Origin of the sequence: Paraburkholderia sp. RL17-347-BIC-D, from assembly GCF_046027915.1 — a bacterium.
Taxonomy (GTDB): domain Bacteria; phylum Pseudomonadota; class Gammaproteobacteria; order Burkholderiales; family Burkholderiaceae; genus Paraburkholderia.
Genome location: NZ_JARESS010000008.1, coordinates 153,306 through 170,662, shown reverse-complemented (window position 1 = coordinate 170,662; position 17,357 = coordinate 153,306). Strand labels below are relative to the sequence as shown.

Below are 17,357 nucleotides of genomic sequence, written 5' to 3'. Positions count from 1 at the left end.
ATCATCGGGGACATGACCATGCATAAGATCGTTTTTCTGGACCGCACGACCCTCGCCCCGCAGATCGTATTGCGCGAGCCGCGCTTCGAGCATCAGTTGATCGAGCACGACCGCACTACGCCGGATCAATTGATCCAGCGCCTCGCTGGCGCATCGATTGCGATTACCAACAAAGTCGCGCTAACCGGCGAAGTGCTGGAGCAATTGCCCGATCTGAAACTCGTTGCGGTGGCCGCGACCGGCACCGATTGTGTCGACAAGGCAGCTTGCCAGCGGCTCGGCATTGCGGTGAGCAATATTCGCGGCTATGCGATCAACACCGTGCCCGAGCATACCTTCGCGCTGATTCTCGCGCTGCGGCGCAATCTGGTTGCCTATCGCGACGATGTGCTCGCCGGCGAGTGGCAAAAGTCCGGGCAGTTCTGCTTCTTCACGCATGCGATTCACGATCTGGCCGGCGCACGGCTCGGCATCATCGGTGAAGGGGTGCTTGGGCAGCGCGTGGCGGAACTCGGCAAAGCCTTCGGCATGCAGCCGATGTTTGCGGCGCACAAGGGACGCGAAGGGCTCGGCCCGCTGTACACGCCGTGGGATGAAGTGCTCGCGACCAGCGACATCATCACCGTGCACAGTCCGCTCACCCCGCACACGCGCAACATGCTGGCCATGCCCGAGTTTCGCGCGATGAAGCGCCGGCCGCTGATCATCAACACGGCGCGCGGCGGACTCGTCGATGAAGCGGCGCTCGTGCAGGCGCTCGATGAAGGGCTGATCAGCGGCGCGGGTTTCGACGTGACCGCGGCCGAGCCGCCCGCCGACGATAACCCGCTGTTGCGCGCCGCCGGCCGGCCGAATGTGATTCTGACGCCGCACGTGGCGTGGGCATCGGACGAGGCGCAGCAGAGTCTGGCGAATCAGTTGATGGATAACATCGAGAACTTCGTCGATGGTGCGCCGAACAATCTGGTGAGCGGGGCGTATTGAATCGATAGCCGCGCCGCCGATTCGTCGTCCGGCGCGGCTGACTATCGCTACCGCCGCTTCAAGCCTGACGGAAAATCGGCGCGCCCCACGGGGCTCCGATCGTACCGCCATCCACGACGATCTCCGCGCCCGTCATTCCCGACGCATCGCCGGAAGCAAGGAACAGCACGGCTGCCGCCACTTCTTCCGGCGCGGCGAGGCGCGCCATCGGAACGCGCGGCGCGAGAGCCTGTTCGGTTCCGTCGAGCGTCGCGCCTTCGCGCGCGCCACGCGTCCAGATCGGCGTGCGCGTGCCGCCGGGGATCACTGTATTCACGCGAATACCACGCTGCACCAACTCCGACGCGAAGACCTTCGCCATGCCCGTGATGCCGGCCTTGGTGGCCGAATACGCCGACGAACCAGGCGAGCCGAGTTCGCGCATCACCGAACCGTTCAACACGACCGCGCCACCCTCGCTCATCAACGGCAATGCGGCTTGCACCGTCAGAAAGACCGCGGTCAGATTGGTGCGAAGAATCGCCTCGAACGCCGCGGCCGTCGTGCCGCCGAGCGGCGTCGGACCGGAGATGCCGGCGTTGGCGAACACGATATCGAGCGACCCGAATTTGCTCTTGATCTGTTCGAACAACGAGTCGATATCCGCTTCGTTATCCAGATTGGCCCGCACGCCCAGCGCATTTTCGCCGAGTTCGGACACGGCCTGATCCAGCTTCGCACTGTCGCGGCCGGTGATCACCACCTGCGCGCCTTCGGCAATCAGCAGCTTCGCCGTGACGAAACCAATGCCGCTATTCCCACCGGTAATCAACGCTGTTTTTCCCGTGAAACGCATCATCTCTCTCCTAGATTGCGCCGCCAACGCGCCGGAAATCACGGCCGTGCGACGCCTGTAACGGTTAGGCGGCCCAAAAACGCCGCCGCGTACGGACATCCGCGCAAGACGCCCTCATCCAACAATCTGCATGTTGATCATCATGCACATTTTCAGTATTATGCTCATCATGCAGATTGTCAAGAGGGGTGACGGAAATGGGCTACTCGCAGGCGCAAAAAGCAGAAAGCCGTCAGCGTGTGCTGGAAACGGCGGCGCGGCAGATTCGGGAAGACGGGATCGATGCGCTCGGCGTGGCGGACTGCATGCGGCGCGCCGGCCTCACGCATGGCGCGTTCTACGGCCACTTCGAGTCGCGTGACGCGTTGATCGTCGAGGCGCTGGAATATGCCGTCGCGCAAAGCGAGAAACGTATCGCCGCTTCGATCGCGGCGGCGAATTCGAACGGGTCGGCGAAGAAAGAACCGTTGCGGGCGTTAGGCGAAATGTTTCTCAGCGAGAAACACATCAAGAATCCGGGCAACGGCTGCGCGTTGTGCGCGCTTGCCGGTGAGGCGCGGCACGCGGCACCGGAAGTTCGCGATCGTCTCACGCAATACGTGCACAAACTGGCATCGCGAATCGCGCAGACGTTGGCCGGCGATAGCGAAAACCTGGCGCTCGGCATCGTCGCGACCATCGTCGGCGCGGTGACGCTCGCGCGCGCCGTCGACGACCCCGAACTCGCCAGATCGATTCTCGCGGGCTCGCTGGATCTGATCGTGGCGCAAGGCGGTGACGCTTAGCTTGATGTAGCGCCGCCGGCATCAACCGGCGCCGCCCTTCTGTTGCTTCAATGCGCGTCGGGAAATGCGAGGCGCGCGTCAGCGGCTCAATGATCGTCGTCGCGATCGGGGCCGCACGTGCGGTCCGAGTCGCCGTGGTCATGACGATGATCGCCGTGACGATCGTCATCCACGCCGGGCAGTTTTTGCGCGACGTACGCGGGCAAGTCGCTCGGGTCCCACGCGAAGGCGAAAAACTGATTCGGGTTCGCAATGCCGGCCGGATGGTTGGTGTCGGTGATCGTGCCCAGGAAGTCGTTGTCGTTGGCGACGAACAGCGTGTGCTTCTTCACACCGCCGACCACGACGTCAGGACCGAACGCGAGACCCTCCAGCTTCGCCGGAATATCGTTCGCGTTGTAGCCGTGCGCGGTGAGCGTGGCGACCACATCCAGAAACAGCGTCTTCTGCACCGCGTACGGCGCGAGGCCGGCCTCGCCGCTCGTGTTGCTCACGTCCTGAGCGCCGTTCAGGTCGATATGGAACACCTTCTTGAACACGGCCGTCGAATTGTCGCCTAGCCCCTGCCCGTCCCGCTCGTCCATCAGCAATTCGTGATCGTTGACGGCGACCACGTCGCTGATGGTCGGATATTTAGGCTTGGCCGCCGTGCCGATGTTCGTCAGCGGATACGCGAACTGGGTCGTCCTGCCCGTGCGCACGTCGATCCTGACGATGCGCGTGTAAGCGCCGTTCGTGCCACCATCCTGGATCAGCGGGCTTTGCATTGCGCCGAACAGCGTCTTGCCGTCCGGCGAGATCGCGAGGCCTTCCATGCCCTTGTTGGCGACGCGGCCCGAGGTGTTCTCCGATATTTCGTCGTTGCCGATCGGGCTCAGCGTGGCAACCGCGAATGCGTCCGGCAGCTTATATGTGTCGATGCGGCGGCCACTGCGGCGATCGAAACGATAGACGTAAGGGCCGTATTCGTCCGAGATGAAGACGCTGTCGCCGTCATTGCTCACGCGCACGCTTTCGGGATCGAAGCGCGCGTCGCGGTCGTCCGTCGACAGGCGCGTCGGATCGAAGTTGTCCGAGCGGCCGGTGAAGTAGCTGGTGTGATTGCGGCGGTTGAGCGCCGGCGCGCCGTTAGGCACGCCCGCGGCAGCGCCTGTGCCGTAAACCAGCCTGTCGTTGGTGTGGAGCAGCGTCGTGGCGAGCAGGGTCGGCGTCATCGTGTACGGAAGCGAGGCGCCGGCCGCGCCGGGTTTCAGACGCAGGCGCAAGGTCTGAAAACGGTTGATATACGAGGCGGTGTCGTCGATCGCCGCGTTGTACGACACGGCATTCGGGCCACGGTCCGGCACGGCGACGAACGTATGGCAGCCCGCGTAACCGATGCCTGAACCGAGGCCGCCGAGCAGATTGCCCGCCACACCGTTCTCCAGCGGCGCCGCGGTTTCCTTCGATAGATCGCCCGTGAGGCCGCTCAGTTGGCCAACCGCAATAAGATCGACGCCGGCGTGCGCGACCGTTGCGACGAAAAGCGACGAAGCGATCGCCGTCAGAGCAAAGATTCTTGAACGAGCCACGGTGTCTCCTTGAGTGGAATGCTTGTTGTCGACGGATCGGGCGCGCGACGTCGTACATGGGCGCTTGGTCCGCGTGGAGGTGCGAAAGACGTGAAGGCGGGCCGGCCTGCGGCCCGTCGGCCGATTGAAGGCCGTCGGTAATACTGCGTGAGGTTCGTGACCGAATAATGACGTCGAGAACCAGCCTCGAAGCGTCGGCGGCAGTATTGCACTGCGCCAGAAAAGTCGCTGAGCGACCGCGAACCCTACCCGATCACCAATCCCGCGTCGGCCAGCGAGCGGCGCAGCCCGAGCTTCGGATACGCGCGATCGACCGCGCGCACGTCGGCGCGCGTTTCCTCGATGATCCAGTCGCGCACGTCGGCCGCGGCCGGCCGCAGCGCGCGGCTCTCCGGCCACACCAGACAGCAGCGCCGGTTCGTGACGATCAGTTCCTGTTCCGCTGGCTGAAGCGCGCCCTCCAGCAGCCAGTGCGACACCACGTTGAGCCAGCCGAGCGCGACGCCCTGGCCGAGCAACGCGGCCTGCACGACGATCGCGTAGTCGTTGAAGCTCAGCATGCTCGCGGCGTGCCGCCCGTGTGCGGCGAACGCTTCAAAGCGGTCATGCCAGCCGCGCTCGCCGTCGTCCATGACGATCACCGTGTCGCCATGCGCGCGTCCCGCCTCCGTGGCGGCGGTCTCGTCATAACGCCGGTTGCACACCGGCAACAGCGTCTCCGGCATGACCAGCACGCTGTTCTCGCCGATCTCGTCCTCGCGCCGAAAGCGCATGCCGAGATCGACGTCGACGAGCGGCCCGCCGATCCGCCCCGAGATCAGTTGGAATCGCAAGTCGACGTTCGGGAACGCCTGATTCAGCCGGTTCATGCGCGGCATCAGCCAGTGCGTGGTGAAGGCCGTGGACACCGACAGCGTGACCGACTCCACACCCGTGGCGCGCGCCTCGATCTCGCGGATCGCGCCTTCAATGCCGTTGAAGCCCTCGGAAATCTTCCGGTAAAGGATCTTGCCGTTCTCGGTCAGCTCGATGCCGCCGCGCACCCGCTCGAACAGGCGCACGCCGAGATGGTCTTCCATGCGCGCCAGCATGCGGCTCACCGCGGGCTGGCTCACATATAACTCCTGCGCCGCGCGCGTGAAGTTGCCGCAGCGCGCGGCAGCTTCGAACACGAACAGCGCATTGGCGCTCGGAAGTTTTTTGCGAAGGTTAGGCATGACCTGATGTTATGCCTTCTCCAACAATTTGGGAATTGCCGCCAAAAAGGACGCAGCCTATATTTTCCCTAACGCAGGCTTCTTCAGCGAGACAGGACGCAATGGACGCACGAGCGAAAACAGGTGTTTCGATCCGATCGGCAGCGAAACGTTATGGCCAGGTCGTGGCCCTCGACGACGTTTCACTCGACATCGCCCCCGGCGAATTCGTCTCGCTGCTCGGCCCTTCGGGCTCGGGCAAGACCACCTTGCTCGGCATTCTCGGCGGCTTCGTGCAGCCGAGTTCGGGCGCGGTCTGGGTCGGCGAACGCGACATTACATTCGCGCCGCCGCACAAACGCGACATCGGCATCGTGTTTCAGAACTACGCGCTGTTTCCGCATATGAGCGTCGGCGAGAACGTGGCGTTTCCGCTGCGCGCGCGCCGTCTGCCGAAAGGCACGTGGGCGAAGAAAGTTGCCGACGCGCTCGCGATGGTCGAACTCTCCGGCTACGAAAGCCGCGGCATCAGCCAGCTTTCCGGCGGCCAGCGGCAGCGCGTGGCGCTCGCTCGCGCAATGGTGTTCGAGCCGCAACTGATCCTGATGGACGAGCCGCTCTCCGCGCTCGACAAGCAACTGCGCGAAACCATGCAGATCGAACTGCGCCGGCTGCATCGCAAGCTCGGCGCGACGATCGTCTACGTGACGCACGACCAGCGCGAAGCGCTCACCATGAGCGACCGCGTGGCCGTGCTGAAGAACGGCCGGCTGGTGCAGATCGACACGCCGGAGCGGCTCTACGACCGGCCGTGCGACGCGTTCGTGGCGAGCTTCATCGGCGAGGCGACGCTGCTCGACGTGACGCGCGCCGGCGACGACGCCGTGCGTCTGGGCGATACCGTGCTGCGCACCGCGCATCCGCTGCCGCATGGCAACAAACTGTTGCTCGCGGTGCAGACCGAAAAACTCGTGATCGACGGCGGCGATCGCCAGGAAGCCGTGAACCGTCTGTCGTGCCGCGTCACCGAGGTGCTGTATCAGGGCGAAAGCCTGCGCGTGTTCGCCGCGCTCGCCGACGGCACCGCCATCAGTCTCCGGCAGCCCGGCGGCCACGACGCACGCCGCCGCATCCCGCAGCCGGGCGCACAGATGAGCGTGACGCTCGACCCGCAGGACACGATCGTCGTGCCCGCCTGATTTTCTCCGCCCACGCGTGGGGCACTCTCTCTCCGATTCACCGCATACTGCAAAAGGATGATTTCATGAAGCTCACCGATTTCAAGGTCCTGACGTTCGACGTCGTCGGCACACTCATCGACTTCGAGCGCGGCGTGCTCGCCTCCGTGCGGCGCATTGGCGGCCCGAAAGCGAAGGACCTGACCGACGACCAGATCTTCGAACCGTACATGCGTGGCCGCGCGACCTATCCGGGCCGGTCGAGCCACGAAATGGCGAACGTCTATCTCTCGCTCGCGAAAGAACTCGGTCTGCCCGACGACGCGCAATCGGCCGCCGCCTTCCAGCGCGACGTGCTCGAATGGCCGGCGTTCGCGGATTCGGTCGCGGCGCTCAAGCGTCTGCGCAAACACTTCCGCCTGGTCGCGATGACCAACGCGGACCGCGTGGCGCTCTCGGCCTATGCGCACACGCTCGGCGATCCGTTCGACGACACCGTCTGCTGCGACGAAACCGGCGTCGCCAAACCCGACCCGCAGTTCTTCGCATACAACCGCGGCCGTCAGGCAGCGTTCGGCTACAAGTTCGGCGAAATCCTGCACACCGCGCAAAGCCAGTATCACGACATCGGCATCGCCACGAAGCTCGGCTACGCAACCTGCTGGATCGAACGCCGTCAGAACGTGAAGGGCTTCGGCGCCACGCCCGTGCCGGAAACCGTGACCACGCCGACCTTCAATTTCGCGACGCTCGGCGCGCTTGCGGACGCCGTCGAAGCCGAAGCGCGTCTCGCGGCCTGAGCCGATGCTTGCGCCGATGACACTGCACACGCCCGCGCCTGATTCGCTCTGGCGGGCGCTCCTCGCGGCATCGCCAGGCGCCGGTGCGGCGGTCAGCACCGGCGTGCCGCTCGCGCGCGATCTCGAAGTCGAGGTCGCCGTGATCGGCGCGGGCTACTCGGGCCTCGCCGCCGCGTATGCGCTGCAAAAGCGCGGCGTCGAGTGCGTGGTGCTCGATGCGAATCCGGTTGGCTGGGGTGCGAGCGGGCGCAATGGCGGCGTGGTGTCGTCGAAGTTCAGACTGTCGTTTCCCACCATCGACAAGCTGCACGGTCTCGATACCGCGAAGCGCATGCATCGTCTCGCGCATGAAGGCGTGCGGGTCGTCGAGACGCTGGTAGACGAATTCCAGTTGACGCGCGCCCGCTTCGAACATACCGGCAGCCTGCGCTGCGCTCACACGGAGGCCGCGTTCGCCGCGATTCGTGCCGAAGCCGACTGGGTTCACACGAATCTCGGCGATACCTCGATGACCGTGCAATCGCGCGCCGCCATCGAGCACGAGACGGGTTCGAAGGGCTTTGTCGGCGGCGTGCTGAGCGCGGACGCCGGCACCATTCTGCCGCTCGAGTACGTACGCGGACTCGCGCGCGGACTCACGCGGCGCGGCGTGCCGATCTACGAATTGACGCCGGTACAGCAGATGCAACGCGCGTCCGGCGAGACGCGCGTGACGCTGCGCACGCCCGGCGGCACGGTGCGCGCGAAGCAGGTCATCGTCGCGACCAACGCGTATTCGGATCTCACGGCGGCGACCTCGGCGTATCAGCGCGAACTCGTGCCGTTTCGCAGCGCGATGATCGCCACCGAGCGCCTGCCCGCCGAGCTTGACGCACATCTCATGGTCGAGCGCCGCAGCTACACCGAAACGCGGCGCATGATGAAGTGGTTCCGCAAAGTGGACGGCCGCATGCTGTTCGGCGGACGCGACGCGTTCGGCAAGGAAGGGCAAACAACGGGCTTCGACGCATTGCAACGCGCGATGGTCGCGCTCTTTCCCGATCTCGCGGACGTGCGCGTGGACTATCGCTGGTCGGGCTATGTGGGCATGACGTTCAATTCGCTGCCGCATGTCGGACGCAGCGACGACGCCACGACCTTTTGTCTGGGGTATAACGGAGCGGGGGTCGCGATGGCGAGCCTGCTCGGCCAGCATGCCGCCGCGCTCGCGCTCGGCGAAACGCCCGAGCTCTCGCTGCTCGGCGCGCCCGGCCTGCGGCCCGTGCCCTTTCATTCGCTGCGCGCGCCGGGTGTGAGACTCGTCGCGGCGTGGTATCAGTTTCTCGACGCCGTAGGTGCATGATGACAACCGCCAAGCGGATGCTCCAGGGAACCACCTTGATGCAGGCCACCGAGTCCGATCCCGCCGCGCGCTATCAGCGCCGCGAGGATCGCACGATGCTTCTCCTGATGACGCCGGCGCTCCTCGTGATCGTCGTGCTGCTGGTGGTGCCGCTCGCGTGGCTGTCGTGGCAGTCCATCTATCACGACGGCTTCACGCTCGAAAACTACCGCCGCATGTTCACCGGCGCCTACCTTGAAACGTTTCTGCTGACGTTCAAGCTGAGCATCGTCGTGACTGTCATCACGCTCCTGCTCGGCTATCCGGTGGCCTACTTCGCCGCCTCGTTGCCGCCGAAGCTGAGCGCGCTCGTCCTCGGCATGGTGATTCTGCCGTTCTGGACCAGCGTACTCGTGCGCACCTACGCGTGGCTCGTGCTGTTGCAGCGCACGGGGCTCGTGAACAAGGCGCTGATCGCCTCAGGGTTGGTCGACCGGCCGGTGCAGCTCGCCTACAACCAGTTCGGCACGGTCATCGCAATGGTGCATATCCTGCTGCCGTTCATGGTGCTGCCGCTCTATTCGGCGATGCAGAAAATCCCGTCGAATCTCTCGCAAGCCGGCGCGAGCCTGGGCGGCTCGCCGCTGCACGTGTTCCTGCGCGTGTTCCTGCCGCTGTCGATGAGCGGCGTGTTCGCCGGCGTGACGCTCGTGTTCGTGTTGTGCCTCGGCTTCTACATCACGCCTGAACTGATGGGCGGCGGCAAGTCGATCATGGTGTCGATGGTGGTGAGCCGCAACGTCGAGATCTACAACAGTTGGGGCGCGGCGAGCGCGGTGAGCGTCGTGCTGCTGATCTGCGTGTTCGCGATTTTCTATGCCGCGAGCCGCGTGGTGCCACTCGAAAAGACTCTGGGCGCGAAATGAACAAACTCCCGTTCGGACGGATCGTCCTCGGCGCGACCGTCGTGCTGATTCTGCTGTTCCTGATGGTGCCGGTGCTGATCGTGGTGCCGCTGTCGTTCTCCGACACGCGCTTCATGACCTTCCCGCCGCCCGCCTACTCGCTGCGCTGGTATCACTCGTTCTTCGACAACCCCGCATGGATCGACGCCGCGCGCACCACGCTCACCGCTTCGATCTGCGCCGCGCTGATCGCCACGCCGCTCGGCGTGGCCGCCGCGTACGCGATCCAGAACGGCACGCACTGGATCATGCGCTATCTGCGTACGCTGCTGATGCTGCCGTTGATGGTGCCGATCATCATCGTCGCGGTGGGCGTGTTCTTCGTGTACTCTCAGGCGGGCTACGTGAATACGCTCGGCGGCCTGATTCTCGCCGATACGATGCTCGGGCTGCCGTACGTGCTGATCTCGGTCGGCGCCGATCTGCGCACCTTCGACCGCACGCAGGAGATGGTCGCGCGCAGTCTCGGCATGAATCGTTTTCGCAGCTTCATGACGGTGACGCTGCCGCAGATCAAGGCAAGCGTGATTTCCGGCGCGGTGTTCGTGTTCATTCAGGCGCTCGACGAAACGGTGGTCGCGCTATTCGTGTCGGGCGGTTCGAACCAGACGCTGACACGCCGCATGTTCGTGACGCTGCGCGACGAGATCGATCCGACCATTGCCGCCATCAGCACGATGCTCACCGCGCTGACGCTGTGCCTCGTGATGATCGTCGTGGTGAGCCGTCGCTCCAACGCGGCGCGCGCCTAAACTCTCTCTGAAGATAACTACAACATGGTCAATGGACTGAAGTTCTATATCGACGGCGCGTGGGTCGAGCCGTCCACCAACGCGCGCCGCGCCGTTGTCGATCCCTGCACCGAGGAAGCGTTCGCCGAAGTGGCGATGGGCACACCCGCCGATGCAGATCGCGCGGTAGCCGCAGCGAAACGCGCCTTCACGTCGTTCTCGCAGACCACGCCGGCCGAACGCCTCGCATTGATCCGCCGCATTCTCGAAGTGTTTCTCGAACGTCACGACGAGATGGGCGACACCATCTCGCGCGAACTCGGCGCGCCGCGCGCGATGGCGCATGCGTGGCAAGCGGGCATCGGACGGCGGCATCTCGAAGAACTGATTCGCACGTGCGAAACGTTCGCGTGGCAACGCAGGAAAGGCTCGACGCTCGTCAATCACGAACCGGTCGGCGTGGTCGCGCTGATCACGCCGTGGAACTGGCCGATCAATCAGATCGTCTGCAAGGCCGCACCCGCCATCGCGGCCGGCTGCACGATGGTGCTCAAGCCCAGCGAAGTCACGCCCCTCAATGCCTTGCTGTTCGCGGAGATACTCGACGCGGCGGGCGTGCCGCCGGGCGTCTTCAATCTCGTCAACGGCGACGGTCCGACCGTCGGTGCGGTGCTGGCGGCGCATCCGGATGTCGATATGGTGTCGTTCACCGGTTCGACGCGCGCGGGCGTCGAGATTGCGAAACTCGCGGCGCCGACTGTGAAGCGCGTGCATCAGGAACTGGGCGGCAAGTCCGCGAATATTCTGTTGGACGACGTCGATTTCGAAGCGGCCGTCACGGCCGGCGTCAACTCGTGCTTCAACAACAGCGGACAGTCGTGCAATGCGCCGACGCGCATGCTCGTGCCCGCGGCACGCCATGACGAAGCGATGGCGATCGCGCGGCGCGCGGCGCAAGCGCAGCGCGTCGGCCCCGCCGATCACGAGCGCACGACCATGGGTCCGGTGGTCAACAGCGTGCAGTTCGAGCGTGTGGAGCGGCTGATTGCAGCGGGGATCCACGAAGGCGCGCAAGTGGTGGCCGGTGGCCTCGGGCGTCCGCCGGGTCTGGAACGCGGCTACTACGTGCAACCGACGGTCTTCGCGGATGTGCGCCCTTCCATGACGATCGCGCGCGAAGAGATCTTCGGCCCGGTGCTCGCGATCATGCCGTATCGCGACGAGGAAGAAGCGATTGCGATTGCCAACGACAGTCCGTTCGGGCTTGCGGCATACGTTCAATCGGCTGATCTGGAACGCGCTCGGCGCGTGGCGTTCAGGCTCCGGGCGGGCAGCGTGTATCTGAACTATCCATCGTGGGACGCGGGCTCGCCTTTCGGCGGATACAAGCAGTCGGGCAACGGACGCGAATACGGCGAATGGGGGCTCGAGGCGTTTCTTGAAGTGAAGGGGATTGTGGGGTTTGGCGAGTGAGCGTGCTTCGGCCTTCTTGCGCTTAGTCGGACCGTTCACCGCTTGATGCTTGACGCCTGCCGGGCCGCCGCGTTTCAACGCGAGCGGCCCGGCATTGCATTTACGCGCGGCCGCGCAACATATCCGCAATTCGCTCTGCGATCATGATGGTCGGCACATTCGTGTTCGCGCACGGTATCGACGGCATCAGCGACGCGTCGCACACGTAAAGTCCGCTGACGCCATAGACCGCGCCGCGCGCGTCGCAGACGGCGAGCGGATCGTCGGCGGCACCCATGCGGCAAGTGCCGGACGGATGCCAGGTGCCGCCCACCGAGCGCGTTACGAAACGCGTCAACGCGTGATCGTCGGCGAGCAGTTCGTCGAGCGTCACGCCTTGCGTGACCACACGCCTCACCAGCCACGCGCGCAGCGGCCCGGCAATGTCCAACAACGTGCTCAGCGCGCCGCGCTGCAATGCATTCCACGCCCCCGGCACGGCCACGCTCGCGACGCGCGGCGAATAGCTCGAAGGTAACAGCGTCGCGCGATGCTGCGCCATCATCGGATCGGCCAGCGTGCGGGCACCGAAGCGCAGCGCGAGCTTGAGCCGTTCGAGATCGCGCGCGTCGGATAGCATGTTGAAGTCGACGGTGGGCTCGTCGCGCGGATCAGCCGACGCGAGACTCACGCGACCGCGCGAGTACGACTTGTTCACCCAGAAGAAGATCGTGCCGAGCCTATGGCCAACCGAATGCCAGCCCGAGCGCGACAGGATCGCTCCATGCATGTCGCCGGGCACTGTCCCGCTCACGCCCGACGAAAAGCGCACGATCGCCTGCTCGTGATGCTCGTCGGGATATAACGTGCGGGACGCGCGCGGCAGAAACGCCGAGACCGCAATCGACGGATGCTCCATCAGATTGCCGCCGACGCCGCCTCGATCCGCCACCACCTCGATACCAAGCGCGGCGAGTTCGGCCGCCGGGCCGATGCCGCTTCGCATCAGCAGTGCCGGGCTGTGGATCGCCCCCGAGCAAACGATCACATGTCTGGCGCGCAACGCTTCGCTCGCGCCGTCCGCGCCGATGATCCGCGCGCCAATGGCGAGCTTGCCGTCGAATAGCACGCGCTCGACGAGCGTTTGCGTGCGGATCGTGAGATTCGGGCGAGCGCGCACGGCGTCGTCTAGATAGCAGACCGAGGTCGGGATGCGCTCGCCGGCTTCGCTCACCGCGATCGATCCGATGAACGTGCCGTCCTGCCACTCGCCGTTCTGGTCGTCACGCCGCGTGTGGCCGCGCGCGTCGAGTGTGGCGAGCACCGCGCGCACGAATGGCGAAATGCGCGTCCACGGCGCGCGCTGGATGCGAATCGGCCCGCTCTCGCCATGCAGCGCGCCGCTGAAGTCGCAATCGGTTTCGAGCTTGCGGAAGTACGGCAGGCAGGCGCTCCAGTTCCAGCCGTGCGCGCCGAGCGCGTGCCATTCGTCGTAGTCGGCGGGCGCGCCGCGATTCGCCATCAGCGCATTGATCGCCGAGCCGCCGCCGAGCAGGCGCGCCTGTTCGTAGCGGCGCGGCGCGGCCGTAGCACTCATTCGCGCTTTCAGGCGCTGCCAGATATTCGCGGTGTCGAGATAGGCACGGCCGGGATAACGGCTGCGCACCGCCGCGGGCATGTCTGTTCGCGAGATATTGCAGCCGGCCTCGACGAGGCAGACCGTCTTGCCGGCGTCTTCGGACAGGCGCGCGGCAAGCACGCAGCCCGCCGAGCCGCCGCCGAGAATCAGATAGTCGATCACGTTCGATGATTGCGCAGACGATAAGCCGTGCGGGACGCGCGAGAAGCGCTGAGCGTTGCGCGCGGTTTTCGGTGTCCTTGGTGTCCAACGGACGCGAATCCCGCGCTCAAGAAGCTACGGCTGCGCTTACTGCATGAACTTGAGCCAGCGCGCCTTCGCCTGGACGCCGGCGTCCGAAGCCCACCATTCCTCCGACATCAACGCCTGCTTCGATGCATTTTCCGGCGAACTCGGCAACTCGCTTGCGCGCTTCGCGTCGATCTTGCCCGTCTTGAACGCCGCCGGATTGCCCGGACCGTAGTCGATATACAGCGGCAGATTGGCCTGCAGTTCCGGAGACACCGCCGCGTTGACGAACTTGATCGCCTCCGGCAAGTTCGGCGCGTTCTTCAGCACGCAGAGTTGGGTGTTCTGCAGAATGCCGTCGTTGAACGTGAAGTCGACATCGGGATTGTCCTTGCGCACCGCGCTCGCGCGGCCGTTCCAGATCATCGTCATATCGACTTCGCCGTCGTGCAGCAATTGCGCCGACTGGCCGCCGGAAGTCCACCAGACGGTCACGTCCGGCTTGATCTGTTGCAGCTTTTTGAACGCGCGATCGACGTCGAGCGGATACAGCTTGTCGCGCGGCACGCCGTCGGCGAGCAACGCGGCTTCGAGCACGGTCTGCGGGTCATTGCGCAGCGCGCGCGTGCCGGGGAACGCCTTCACGTTCCAGAAATCTGCCCAGCTCTGCGGCACCTTCTTCAACGTCTTCTTGTTGTAGCCGATCACCGTCGAATAGAACTCGTAGGCGACCGAGTACGGCGTACGGTATTTCTCCGGCATGGCCGCCGCGTTCGGGATCTTCGAGAAGTCGAGCTTCTCCAGCAGGCCTTCCTTGCCGCCGCGCAGGCAATTCGACGTCGGCGTGTCGACCACGTCCCAGATCGGCTTGCCGGTCGCGGCCTGGGCTTTGATCTGCGGCCACGCGTCCGGAATGCTGTCCTGGTTCACGGTGATGTTGAGCTGCTTCGCGGCCGGGTCGAGGATCGCCTTGGTCTGCGCCTCCTGATAGGTCCCGCCTTGCGAGACGAAGGTAATCTTGCCGGCCGCGGCAAACGCGGGCGTCAAACACGCGGGCGCGAGATTCGCGACGCCGAGGATCAGAACAGCGGCAAGCGGGCGCAACATGGGGTTCTTGATCACGACGGGGTCCTCGAGACGGTTGAGCGAACATATCGTCGATGTCATGCATCGTTGAGCCCAATATAGTGAGTCTATTTATCCGCGACAACGCCCGAATTGTTGGAGTGCCCATGACGTCACGTTATGACGTCGTTTGTCCGGCCAATGGCGTGAAAACGCCGGTTGCGTAGGCGCGCCGGACGCACCGGCCCGCTCATGCCAGGTTATCGGCTCTTGCGCGTCACACGTTCGCGATATGCGTGTCGGAAATCGCGCGCACGTCGATGCGCCGCGGCAGAATCGCGTCGCGATTAGCGCTGTCGGCGACCTTCTGCAGCGCGCTGATATCCGCCTCGTTGACGAAGTGCTGTTTCAGCGACGCACGCTGCGTGATGCGCTTCGCGGCATCGAGCGGCGAACGCGTCAGCGTCGCGTAGATTTGCGCGTAGGCGTCGGGATTCGCGAGCGCCCAATCGCCCGCGCGCTGGAATCGCAACAACACGTCGGCGATCGCCGCGCGTTTGCGCGGCTCCGCGAGGGCCGCCCCCGAGGCCGTAATGAAACCCAGCCCGCTATTGATGCCGGTGCCGTCGCGCAGAATGCGCGCGCCGCGTTGCACGGCGATGCCGTAGTACGGATCGAATGTGGCCCACACGTCGATCGAGCCGGACGCGAATGCGGCAAACGCATCGACGGGCAGGATGAAGCGGACGTTGATGTCATCTTTCGAAAGACCGGCTTCGGCTAACGCGCCATAAAGCTGGAACTGCGAAATGCTGCCCCGCGCTGACGAAACGAACACCGTGCGCCCCTTCAGGTCCGCGACCGTGCGGATCTTCGAGTCCTGCGCGACCAGAATGCCGAGTTGTTCGCCGGAACCGACGCGCGTCGCGACGATCTTCAGCGTCGGGTCGCCCACGGCTGCGGCAAGCACCGGCAAATCGCCGGCCGGCGCGAGATCGACGGCGCCCGCGCGCTGTGCTTCGAAGAGCGGCGCCGCGCCCTGGAAGTTGGCCCAGCGAAACGCGTACGGTGCGCCGTCGAGCACCTTGGCCGCTTCGGCCAAAGCACGCATGCCGCCCGCCTGATCGCCGAGTACGAGTGTGACCGAGGCGAGGTCGGCAGCCTGTACGTCGAGTAAATTGAATGCGCCCGATGCGGCGAATGCCGGCACTGCGCTCAAGAGTTTGAGTGCGCGCCGCCGTGCGGAAAACGAAGTAGAAATAGAACCGGCCATATGCCCTCGCTGACGATGTGCCCGCAAGCGTAGCGACGAACACGGCATCTGAGAATTATTCTCTTTCGATATGTTTATATCGAATCAATATTTATCTTTTGCATTTAATGGCGCATGCGGATCGCCTCATTCGCTCTGTGTTTTCGATGCACGCATGCGCTTATGCGCTGGCGTTCGATCTTTAGCTGAAACCATCAGTTCGCGCCGCACAGGGTCGTTGCTAGCATGGCCGATTGGCCTTCTTTTCAGACTCGACTCAAGGACTATGAATCATGGCGCTGCTCAACAGACGGGCTTTTATTCGCGTCGCGCTGGCTTCCTCGCTGACTACGCTCGCGGCGCGCAGCTACGCGCAAACATCGGCTGCGAGCGGCGAATCCATTACGCTGCGGATCGGCTATCAGAAGTCATCGACGTTGATCACGCTGCTCAAGGCGCGCGGGTCGCTCGACAAGGCCCTCGCGCCGCTGGGCGTGCGCGTGTCGTGGAATGAGTTTTCGAGCGGCCTGCCCTTGACCGAAGCGCTCAATGTCGAGGCTGTTGATTTCAGCGCGGACGTCGCCGACACGGTGCCGATCTTCGCGCAAGCCGCGCAAGCGCGCTTCGTCTATGTCGCGCAGGAAGCGCCGTCGCCGGGCGCGCAGGCGATCATCGTCAAACAGGACGGTGCGCTCCATTCGCTCGCCGATCTCAAGGGCAAGCGCATTGCCGTGACCAAGGCCGCCGGCAGCCACTATCTGCTGCTTGCGGCGCTCATCAAGGCAGGCCTCACGCCCGCGGATGTGCGAATCAGCTACCTCACCCCGGCCGACGGCCGCGCGGCCTTCGAGCGCGGCAGCGTCGATGCGTGGATCACGTGGGATCCGTACGTCGCATCCGTCGATCGCGACGCGGACGTGCGCATTCTCGCGGACGGCAAGGGACTCGCGTCGTATCAGCGCTACTATCTCGCGTCGAATCGCTTCGCCGCGGCGCACCCCGAGGTTATCCAGATCGTGTTCGATCAGTTGACCCAAGCAGGCGTTTGGCTGCGCGCGCATCCTCAGGAAGCGGCCCAGACGCTCGCGCCGATCTGGGGACTCGACGCCGCCACGATCGAACGTGCGAATGCGCGCCGCAGTTATCTGGTGCGCCCGGTTCTCGCGCAGAATTTCGGCGAGCAGCAAAAGATTGCGGATACGTTCTTTCAGGCCGGATTGTTGCCCGCCAAAGTCGAGACTGCGCAGGCACAACGCTGGGACTTCGGCGCGAAACGCGGAGAACCTGCGGGTAGCTGAGGGATTAGCTGACGGGGGATGTCAAAACGGTGTCAAAACGCGTGGAGAAAACCGAAT

General features: G+C 64.6%; 15 protein-coding genes. 9 read left to right on the top strand and 6 right to left on the bottom strand.

The genetic code is table 11. The annotated features are described in order from the left end of the window. Window positions 1-18 precede the first annotated feature (18 nt). Window positions 19-984, top strand: a complete 966-nt coding sequence (locus tag P0D96_RS13785) for a D-2-hydroxyacid dehydrogenase (protein WP_132381749.1) — start codon at window positions 19-21, stop codon at window positions 982-984. A gap of 58 nt (window positions 985-1,042) precedes the next feature. Here P0D96_RS13785 and P0D96_RS13780 read toward each other — a convergent pair whose 3' ends face one another. Then, on the bottom strand, window positions 1,043-1,819 hold the full coding sequence (locus P0D96_RS13780) for an SDR family NAD(P)-dependent oxidoreductase (RefSeq protein ID WP_408313966.1): 777 nt from the start codon (window positions 1,817-1,819) through the stop codon (window positions 1,043-1,045). 197 nt (window positions 1,820-2,016) lie between these two features. On the opposite strand from P0D96_RS13780, the gene P0D96_RS13775 reads away from it, so the two are divergent. Continuing rightward, window positions 2,017-2,604: a TetR/AcrR family transcriptional regulator gene (locus P0D96_RS13775; RefSeq protein WP_408313855.1), complete on the top strand. Its 588-nt coding sequence runs from the start codon at window positions 2,017-2,019 to the stop codon at window positions 2,602-2,604. Between the two features lie 86 nt (window positions 2,605-2,690). Here the strand turns inward: P0D96_RS13775 and P0D96_RS13770 are convergent, their stop codons facing one another. Next, window positions 2,691-4,175 (bottom strand): esterase-like activity of phytase family protein, encoded by a 1,485-nt coding sequence (locus tag P0D96_RS13770; protein ID WP_408313853.1) that lies wholly within the window; start codon window positions 4,173-4,175, stop codon window positions 2,691-2,693. Between the two features lie 245 nt (window positions 4,176-4,420). Continuing rightward, on the bottom strand, window positions 4,421-5,392 hold the full coding sequence (locus P0D96_RS13765; protein ID WP_408313851.1) for a LysR substrate-binding domain-containing protein: 972 nt from the start codon (window positions 5,390-5,392) through the stop codon (window positions 4,421-4,423). Between the two features lie 101 nt (window positions 5,393-5,493). Between P0D96_RS13765 and P0D96_RS13760 the strand changes: the two genes are divergently transcribed. From P0D96_RS13760 to P0D96_RS13735, 6 genes are all read left to right on the top strand, one after another. Beyond that, entirely contained in the window at window positions 5,494-6,570 is a 1,077-nt protein-coding gene (locus P0D96_RS13760) for an ABC transporter ATP-binding protein (RefSeq protein ID WP_408313850.1), read from the top strand. A 65-nt stretch (window positions 6,571-6,635) separates the two neighbouring features. Next, the gene (locus P0D96_RS13755) at window positions 6,636-7,349 is read left to right on the top strand and encodes an HAD-IA family hydrolase (RefSeq protein ID WP_408177775.1); all 714 of its coding nucleotides are present in this window, start codon (window positions 6,636-6,638) and stop codon (window positions 7,347-7,349) included. 4 nt (window positions 7,350-7,353) lie between these two features. Further along, on the top strand, window positions 7,354-8,691 hold the full coding sequence (locus P0D96_RS13750; RefSeq protein WP_408177774.1) for an NAD(P)/FAD-dependent oxidoreductase: 1,338 nt from the start codon (window positions 7,354-7,356) through the stop codon (window positions 8,689-8,691). Then, window positions 8,688-9,596: an ABC transporter permease gene (locus P0D96_RS13745; RefSeq protein WP_408177773.1), complete on the top strand. Its 909-nt coding sequence runs from the start codon at window positions 8,688-8,690 to the stop codon at window positions 9,594-9,596. Before P0D96_RS13750 ends, P0D96_RS13745 begins: the two co-directional genes overlap by 4 nt. Next, the gene (locus P0D96_RS13740; protein WP_132381733.1) at window positions 9,593-10,387 is read left to right on the top strand and encodes an ABC transporter permease; all 795 of its coding nucleotides are present in this window, start codon (window positions 9,593-9,595) and stop codon (window positions 10,385-10,387) included. The genes P0D96_RS13745 and P0D96_RS13740 overlap by 4 nt, the downstream gene beginning before the upstream one ends. Before the next feature lie 24 nt (window positions 10,388-10,411). Continuing rightward, the gene (locus P0D96_RS13735) at window positions 10,412-11,839 is read left to right on the top strand and encodes an aldehyde dehydrogenase family protein (RefSeq protein WP_408313846.1); all 1,428 of its coding nucleotides are present in this window, start codon (window positions 10,412-10,414) and stop codon (window positions 11,837-11,839) included. Between the two features lie 100 nt (window positions 11,840-11,939). Here the strand turns inward: P0D96_RS13735 and P0D96_RS13730 are convergent, their stop codons facing one another. The 3 genes from P0D96_RS13730 to P0D96_RS13720 all read right to left on the bottom strand — a co-directional run bounded on the left by P0D96_RS13730 (window position 11,940) and on the right by P0D96_RS13720 (window position 16,023). Next, entirely contained in the window at window positions 11,940-13,619 is a 1,680-nt protein-coding gene (locus P0D96_RS13730) for a GMC family oxidoreductase (protein WP_408313844.1), read from the bottom strand. A gap of 126 nt (window positions 13,620-13,745) precedes the next feature. Further along, window positions 13,746-14,792: an ABC transporter substrate-binding protein gene (locus P0D96_RS13725; protein WP_408177897.1), complete on the bottom strand. Its 1,047-nt coding sequence runs from the start codon at window positions 14,790-14,792 to the stop codon at window positions 13,746-13,748. Window positions 14,793-15,027: 235 nt separating this feature from the next. After that, complete coding sequence (locus tag P0D96_RS13720; RefSeq protein WP_408286562.1) at window positions 15,028-16,023, bottom strand: ABC transporter substrate-binding protein; 996 nt, start codon at window positions 16,021-16,023, stop codon at window positions 15,028-15,030. 272 nt (window positions 16,024-16,295) lie between these two features. Here P0D96_RS13720 and P0D96_RS13715 point away from each other — a divergent pair, with 272 nt between their 5' ends. Next, window positions 16,296-17,300: an aliphatic sulfonate ABC transporter substrate-binding protein gene (locus P0D96_RS13715; RefSeq protein WP_408313842.1), complete on the top strand. Its 1,005-nt coding sequence runs from the start codon at window positions 16,296-16,298 to the stop codon at window positions 17,298-17,300. Window positions 17,301-17,357: the final 57 nt, after the last annotated feature.